This is a genomic window from Helicobacter muridarum, from assembly GCF_000765805.2.
GTDB classification, from domain to species: Bacteria; Campylobacterota; Campylobacteria; order Campylobacterales; family Helicobacteraceae; genus Helicobacter_A; species Helicobacter_A muridarum.
Genome location: NZ_JRPD02000041.1, coordinates 1 through 8,243, shown reverse-complemented (window position 1 = coordinate 8,243; position 8,243 = coordinate 1). Strand labels below are relative to the sequence as shown.

Sequence of the window (8,243 nt, the reverse complement as noted above, 5' to 3'; positions counted from 1 at the left end):
CAATATGATAATAGGATTAAAGGTTTAGCTTTGAGCTATAAGAATCTATAATGTGCTATAAAATCATGTAGATTTATTTCCTTTTTGCTTGTGTGCATGGCACAAACTCCATACAATGCCCTAAAATGCGGGATTTGTATAGAAATATAAAGCTATCAACATTTATTGATAGCTTTAACAAATACATTAAAGTCATATTCAAGAATTATGTCATTATATGCCTTACAATTATCACTTAAACTTTAATATTTATCATGTTGAGCCGCAGACGAACATCTTACCCTTGTGTATGATTCAAGACAAACACCTTTATTGTGTTAATTTTGTCATATTGGGTATTGTAAATGCGATTCGAGAGCTTTGAGCTACAAAATTAACGAAGAGATAAACATCTATATTTCAAGATTCTTCACCTAGCTTATTATTAGGTAGAGACATAACAAATCATCTTGTCATTTGTGTAGTCAAGGGCAAACATGTCAGGATAGGTTATATAATGAGAAATGCGAGGCGCAAAAGATATTAAATGCTCTTAAAGTTGTGCTTTATCACACATTTTTAACTAATATAATATATAGTATTTTATATAAAGATCAAAATCAAAAATTAATGCAATAGAAAGTAAAAATAAAATTATATCTAGAATAAATACACAATCTTTGCTCCAGACCCACCTACATTTAGCGGTGCATCAACGAATCCTCTAACAAACTTTGCCTTATCCAAATATCTAACCACCACATCGCGCAATATATTGTTACCAATACCATGCACAATTATAACTTCGCTAAACTTTGCCATTAAAGCTTGGCTCATAAAGTCCTCTAAACTAGCTAATGCCTCCTCCCTAGTTAGTCCATGCAAATCAAGCCTTACCTTAGCCTTAATGTCTGCTTGCAATGTATAATTAGATTCTGTTCTTGGAATATTTTTAGCCTCTTCTAAATCCATAGGATTAATACCTTTTATGCTCATACCATTCTCTAGCTCAATGCCATACACAAAGGTTTTTACATTTGAATTTACATTAAATATTTGCTTCCTAGATACAACCTTTGCCATTTTTCCACAATATTTTACAAAAGTGCCTACTTCATAATTCTTATTAACTTGTATAGATATGCTTGGATTATTGTTATTTTGTTTGCTTGCCTTATTTAAAAGCTTATGGATATTTCTTATATTATCCTTATCTTTTGCATTGCCACTATGCTTAGAAGCCTCTCTTGCTAGCATTTTAATTTCTTTTATCGCTTCATTATAATGCCGCTTGAGATTTAGGCTTTGAGAATCAAATTCTTTTCTCAATGCTAGCTTTGCTTGCTCTAGTGAGGCTAATTCTGATTTTTTCATCGTGATTAGAGTTTCTAACTCCTTTTCTCTTTGTTTATTTTGCGTAATTTGATAATTTGATTTTTCAATTAATCTCTCTAGCCTATTTGCCTCGATACCATGCAACTCTTTTGCCTTAGCAATTAGGTTACTTGGAATTCCATATATCTTTGCACATTCCATAGCATAACTCTTGCCTATACCTTCAATAAACTCATACTTTGGTTTTTGCTCTTTAATATCATAGAGAGCAGCTAACAACTGCGTATTTGGATTATCCGACATAAGAGCGGCTAAATGCTTATGATGCGTGGTAATAATTATCTTTGTGCTATGATCTAGTAAATAATCTAGCAAGACTTTATATAAGCTAGCAGCCTCACTAGAATCTGTGCCAAGCTCAATTTCATCTATGCCTACAATTAAATCCTGTTTGTGTAAGATTTTGGAAAACTCCTTAATCCTGCCTGAAAATGTAGATATATCTTGCTTGCTATCTTGAGGGTCTTGAGAGATAATTGCTATATTTTGTATGAATGGAATGCTAGACTTATGGGGATTAATTTTAAATGGTATGAGATATTTTACGCAAAATATAGCACTTAATATACTTTTTAATAGCATAGTCTTACCGCCCGCATTTACGCCTGTAATTAAAAGAAGATTCTTAGACATATTTAGGCTAAGGGGCTTTGGCTTATTTATGCTTGGGTGAGCATAATCATGCAAAATAATGCAATCTGAATTAGGGCTAGCAAAGATAAATTCTAAATTATAATCTCTAGCAAACTTCAACCTAGCAATGATTCTATCTATAAAGTCAAACTCCTTATTAACATAGCGCAAAAATGCTAAATATTTAGAGTATATTTGACTATATTGCTTAGCTAGAGAAGCTATCCTTTGAGCTATTTTGTCTTGCAAGATAAAGATTTTTTGTTGTAGAGATTCTAAAGATAGCGGAACGATGTAAAAGAAACCATGACTAGAGCGGGCAATAACTCTTGAAGGTAGGACACTAGCAAAACCTGGGCGAACTAAGAGTGATTGAGTGTTTTCTATGAAATGTATCTGCGTATCCACTAGGAATTCTTGCAAATGAGACATATTAAGGCATTCTATAATTTTTCTTTCTTTGTCTTTTAATGAAGAATCAAGGCTATCACGATAGGAATCTAACTCTTTATCCACACCTCGCTTAATACAATTATAAGCTTGCTCAATATTAAAACCTGAATTATTGCTATGTTTGCCTATTAATTCAAAATCAAAACATCTAATCATGCTAAGAATTTCTTGCGGAAACTTAAAGCTTTGTATATATTGAGAAAAGTTATCTTGCACGCCACGCAATAAATCTTGCTCTTGTAGCTCCAAAAAAAATTTAATCATTCTTGCGAATACTATAACTTCCTGCATGCTAAGGGTGGCATCCTTACTAAGCCATGTTAGCTCATTGTCTAAATTAGGAATACTAGGAAGCTCTGGTAAGATAGAAATACTATCAAAATATGTTAAGAAATCTTGCATTTCATTAGAATCTAAAACATCTAAGATATGCTTCAAAGTATTTGTATTTAAACTATGACTTTGGTTATAAGAAGTGCTAAGAACTTGATTATCATAATTTGCATTAAGTCTCAATTCATCTGCGGATAATATACGCGCAAAATATTGACTATACTGACTAAGAAAGGAATCAAGACCTAACCTGTTTATTAGCAAAGAAATATCTATATATTGTTTTAGATTATTTGAGCTTTTATTGTGCTTATTTGGTTTATGATCCATAATCACTCCACTATTGATAGGTTGGCTATGATTTTTTAACATTCTAAATAAAAACTTTAGTTAAAACTAGAGTTTTTAGCTTTATATAAATTCTAATGATATAGTTGGTTATTTCAAATCAGCCCAAGTTTTACCAATGGAAATATTACATACTAACGGAACTTCTAAAGGATAAATGTGCTCCATTATATCTTTAATATCACTAGCAATATCTCTTGCACTAGATTCTCCTATTTCAAATATTAACTCATCATGAATTTGCAAAAGCATTTTTGCTTTTAGATTAGAACCAGAGCCAAGAAATGCCTTATGATTCATAATAGCATTCATACTAAGCTTAATTAAATCTGCTGCACTACCTTGAAAGATAGAGTTAACACCTTCGCGCAAGAAATTCTGACGCATAAATTCTGTGGCATTAAAAAAATCAAAGAATCTTCTCCTACCTAAAAGAGTTGTAGCATAACTATTTTGCATAATTTCTTCTTTTTTGCTTTCTAAATATTGTTTAACACTTGGAAAACTATCAAAATACTGCTTAATATACTCCTTTGCCTTAGCATTGCTAATGCCAAGTGTAGCAGATAGCTTCCTAGCACCCATGCCATAGATTAGCCCAAAGTTAATGGATTTTGCGATTGCCCTAAACTCTGATTTAGAATTCTCATTAGCATTGTCAAAGTCATCTTTGAATATTTTACTAGCAGTTTTAGCATGAATATCCGCGTTATTGTGGAATGATTCCAACAAAACATAATCTTTACTAAAATGAGCTAAAAGGCGTAACTCAATCTGAGAATAATCAAGACTTACAAGCACATTTCCTTTATCTGCCTCAAAGCCCGCTCGAATCCGCCTACCAAGTTTAGTTCGCACAGGTATATTTTGCAAATTTGGAGACTTAGAGCTTAATCGACCCGTATTTGTCCCTGTCTGAATAAACTGTGTATGGATTCTATCTTGAGTTTTGCTTAGCTCCAAGATTGGCTCAATATATGTGCTAAACAGCTTAAAAACTTCTCTATATTCTAGCAAGGTAGAAATCACAGGGTGCGAATCAATTAGTTTGGTTAATACAGATTCATTAGTGCCAAGTGATTTATTATTTGATGTATCAAGCCCTAGACGAGTAAACAGAACTTCGGCTAACTGTTTTGGTGAGTTGATATTAAATTCAAAGTTACATTGCTTATATATTTGTTGTTGCAGAGAATGAAGATTCTTTGTGAATTCATGCCTTAAACTTAAGAAATGTTCCTTATTAACCCGAATGCCCCAATCCTCCATATAACACAACGTGAATATAAATGGAAATTCCAGATTAGTAGCAACCTCCAATATCTCTTTACTACAAATTGATTCCAATTTGTAGTAAAGGACATATGTTGCAACTGCATCTTCACTAGCATACTTACTAGCTAACTCTATATCTATACTATCAAAAGTTGCATTCTTTGGGACAATGTCGCTAAAAGCTATCATTTTGTGATTAAAATGCTCTTGCATCAGGTTATCAAGACTAACACTACGATTAGAATCAAGTAGCCAAGCAAGCACCATAGAATCTCTAATAGAGCAAGCAGGTTTCACGCCAAAATTATGCCATGCCATGCCAATGTCAAATTTAAGATTATGCCCTATGATTGGGTGAGAGAAAATAATTTCTAAAGCCATTTTTGCATCTTGCTTTGATATGTGGCTGCGTTTAGGCATATTGTTAGATTCATTACTAGATTGTGAACTGTTTTGAAGATTGATATCTTCTGCATAGTTTAGCAAGGATTGAATGCTATCTTTGCTACTTATAATCTCATCTAATGTATAAGCTATTGGGACATAGTATCCATTCAATCCATCAAAACAAAAGCTAAAACCTATGATTCTATCCTGCCTTACATTTAGACCATTAGTCTCGCAGTCATAAGCTATAATACAATCTTTCGGAATGCTCTTTAATATATCAAATAACTCTTTTGAATCTGTAATTAAATGTGCTATATAATTAAATTCATTAGCTCCAAATTGATTAGTATGAGTATTTGCAATACAAGATTTGCTTGTAGTATTGCTATTTGCTAGCTTTGTATCATAACGTTTGAGATTTAAGAGAATCTTATTTAACTCATATTCTCTTAACTCGTGCTGTATTTTTAATAGAGGCATTAGATTATTGTTATTTTGTGATAAGGAAAAGTCATATTCATCAAATAAATCAGTCCGTAAAGTTACAAGATTGCGGCTAAGATATGCCATATCTTTATGCTCCTTGATTAGACCCGCAATCCTTTTGCCAAATATCTTAACTATGTCTTGCTCATTTGATTCTAAGGCAGAATATATAGAATCTAGATTATTAAAATGCTCTAAGATTCGCACTGCTCCTTTTGGACCAATGCCTTTTATACCCGGGATATTATCGCTTGAATCTCCAACAATGCTTTGGTAAGTAATAAAATCCTTAGGCATAACACCAAACTTCGTATGACATTCTTCATATGATATTCTTTGCTTTCTTGTGTAATCAAAGAGGCAAACTCTATCATCAATTAATTGATATAAATCTTTATCATGACTTATTATCTCTACATCTAAGTTTTTTGAAGTAGCTAGTTTTGCAAGGCTTGCTATGCAGTCATCTGCCTCATAGCCATCAACACAAGCTTGAGGAATTTGCATTTTATCTAGCCACTCTATGGCTACTGGAAGCTGTAAAAGCAAATCCTGCGGGGCTTCTTGTCTATTTGCTTTATATAGAGGATAAATCTCCTTGCGTCTATTTATGCCCTTTCCTTCAAGAGCAAATATTATGCAAGTATTTGGGTTATCTTTATACAAATTAAATACAAAATGGCTAAATCCTGTAAGTAATGAAGTAGGAAAATGTTTAGAATTTTGCAACGGTGGGAGAGCATAATAACTTCTAAAAAAATATCCAAAGGTATCTACAAGAATAACAAGCATACTATTCCTTATGTGTAATACTAAGACTAAAAGTTTACACAATATACAATAATAAGCCTTGCTTAGCTATGGCTATAGAAGTTAATGTTTTTCAAAGTTACGTTGGAAATTATAAATTAAAAATATTAGCATATTTTAAGTATTTGTTACTATTATCAGGTAGAAATGAAATAATATACAGTAAATTCATTATTTAAATTATTTTAGATTATATTTATTGTTTTTAATATACAATAGAAGCACATATAAAATATTGAGGAAATGCAAATTCTTTTTGGCACACAGAATGTTGATGTAGTTGTGTTATCTGAGCAAGAAATGCGTGAGACAAAGGGGCAAGCTTGGTGGGTTGGATTACTTGGTAGTGCTGGTATTAGTTTTGGTGCTTATCTCCTCAATGGAATTATTAATGGTGAATAGGATAATTTTGAAATGGAATTACCAAGCATTAGTTTTTAATTGTTTCCAAATAAAAAGGAATGATATGCAAATAAAACTATTTGTTCCTTTAGTGTTTTATCTTTGCCTCTCAATCATACTTAATGCTCAAGACGTGCCTAGCTATCCTAATATTCAAGACAATTTAGCCCCACAGAATGCACAAAGTTTTACAAATTACAAAGCTAAACCTAGTGCCTATGGTCAATATGGCTCAAGATGTTATTATACATATCTAGGTGAGCTCTCGAATTGCTCAAACGCGCTATTAGGAATAGGTGCGTATTACGAAAATTTCAATGGTCCTACCTCTAGCGTAGATGGTATAGGCGGATATATATCTGGAATTGCAAAAATATATACAAAATGGTTTTATTTTGGAACAGAAGCAATGCTAGGATATGCAAAGAATACGCTTAATAATAAAACCCTAATAATTCCAAACAATAACAATAAAAAACAAGACATTGGCTATGATATTGCTGCATCAATTCATCTTGGTGTAGATTTAAGTTATCTAAATGGAACACCTGTGCTATTGTATGCTAACTTTACAGGTGATTTGCACTTTTTTACGAAAAATAGATATGCACAAGGTTTTAACAATATTAATGTATATTTAGGTTTTGGAGCTTTTAGTGAAATTATGCTTACTCAAAGATTCGGGTTAAATTTTCAGGTAGGTCTTGCCTATGCCTTTGGAAGACGTTATTTGGGTTATGGTATTGATACTAAAAAACTAAACTTTGATGGAAGCTATAAGCTTGAGGCTGCCATTAGCATGGTTTGGCGCGATTATAAAGTCTTGCCACCACATAGAAACCATAGAATGCCAACCTTTTATGCAAAGCTGAAGGGAATCTACTACGATTTTTGTCCTATGGACCTGACTTATAAAGGAGAGCAACAATATTTTAATGATTCTAGCATTCATCTCTCTAAGACTAAAAATTTTACCTTAATGTTTGAAGTAGGGCTTGACTTATAGAGAAAGTTAACAATATTATAATAGTCTTACAGCCTTATTTATTTAGAATTTAGAATTAAATTTTAGATTCTAAATTTTAGAAATATCAAAGGAAGCAAATGACGCAAAATCAAAACAAACTCCAAGCAGGAGATATAGCACCTAACTTTAGTCTTCCAAACGAGGACGGGGTAGAGCTAGCTTTACAAGATTTAAGTAACTATATTATTGTATTGTATTTCTATCCCAAAGATAATACTAGTGGCTGCACAACCCAAGCAAAAGAGTTTAGCGAGCTATTAAGCGAATTTGATGCTTTAAATGCGATAGTTATAGGGATTAGCCCCGATAAGATAGAAACGCATAAGAAATTTATACAAACGCAAAATTTAGGTATAACTCTACTTAGCGATGTAGCTAAGAATGTAGCAACACAATATCATGCCTATGGTAAAAAAATGATGTATGGCAAAGAAGTTCAAGGAATTATTCGTAGCACATTTATCATTCAAAATAACCGTATCATAGAATCTTTCTACAATGTAAAAGCAAAAGGGCATGCCAAAAAGATACTTGAATTTATGCAAAAGAGATTTAAGGAATAAGATTCAGACTTGAGACTTAGTTTTAATAAATCTCTAGACTCCACCTTACTTAAAGCTTTTCACTATAAAAACAAGTATATAATCCATTCAAGACTTAAATATCAAGATAAAAAATCAAAGACTAAACTTCACTAAATTTTAAAGTATTT

General features: G+C 32.2%; 5 protein-coding genes. 3 read left to right on the top strand and 2 right to left on the bottom strand.

Annotation, left to right across the window (positions count from 1 at the left end):
* Positions 1-639 precede the first annotated feature (639 nt).
* Positions 640-3,123 (bottom strand): endonuclease MutS2, encoded by a 2,484-nt coding sequence (locus tag LS73_RS09380; protein WP_034559672.1) that lies wholly within the window; start codon positions 3,121-3,123, stop codon positions 640-642.
* A 108-nt stretch (positions 3,124-3,231) separates the two neighbouring features.
* The gene (gene polA / locus LS73_RS09375; protein WP_034559674.1) at positions 3,232-6,084 is read right to left on the bottom strand and encodes a DNA polymerase I; all 2,853 of its coding nucleotides are present in this window, start codon (positions 6,082-6,084) and stop codon (positions 3,232-3,234) included.
* Between the two features lie 261 nt (positions 6,085-6,345).
* Between polA and LS73_RS09870 the strand changes: the two genes are divergently transcribed.
* The 3 genes from LS73_RS09870 to LS73_RS09365 all read left to right on the top strand — a co-directional run bounded on the left by LS73_RS09870 (position 6,346) and on the right by LS73_RS09365 (position 8,094).
* The gene (locus LS73_RS09870; RefSeq protein ID WP_158654969.1) at positions 6,346-6,504 is read left to right on the top strand and encodes a hypothetical protein; all 159 of its coding nucleotides are present in this window, start codon (positions 6,346-6,348) and stop codon (positions 6,502-6,504) included.
* 64 nt (positions 6,505-6,568) lie between these two features.
* Positions 6,569-7,510 (top strand): hypothetical protein, encoded by a 942-nt coding sequence (locus LS73_RS09370; RefSeq protein WP_034559677.1) that lies wholly within the window; start codon positions 6,569-6,571, stop codon positions 7,508-7,510.
* A gap of 98 nt (positions 7,511-7,608) precedes the next feature.
* Positions 7,609-8,094, top strand: a complete 486-nt coding sequence (locus tag LS73_RS09365; protein ID WP_034559680.1) for a peroxiredoxin — start codon at positions 7,609-7,611, stop codon at positions 8,092-8,094.
* Positions 8,095-8,243 lie beyond the last annotated feature (149 nt).

What these genes read in the sequence shown, in the direction of transcription:
- LS73_RS09380 (WP_034559672.1), bottom strand. Translation starts at nt 3,123, where the DNA reads ATGGATCATAAACCAAATAAGCACAATAAAAGCTCAAATAATCTAAAA.
- LS73_RS09370 (WP_034559677.1), top strand. Translation starts at nt 6,569, where the DNA reads ATGCAAATAAAACTATTTGTTCCTTTAGTGTTTTATCTTTGCCTCTCA.
- LS73_RS09870 (WP_158654969.1), top strand. Translation starts at nt 6,346, where the DNA reads ATGCAAATTCTTTTTGGCACACAGAATGTTGATGTAGTTGTGTTATCT.
- LS73_RS09365 (WP_034559680.1), top strand. Translation starts at nt 7,609, where the DNA reads ATGACGCAAAATCAAAACAAACTCCAAGCAGGAGATATAGCACCTAAC.
- polA (WP_034559674.1), bottom strand. Translation starts at nt 6,084, where the DNA reads ATGCTTGTTATTCTTGTAGATACCTTTGGATATTTTTTTAGAAGTTAT.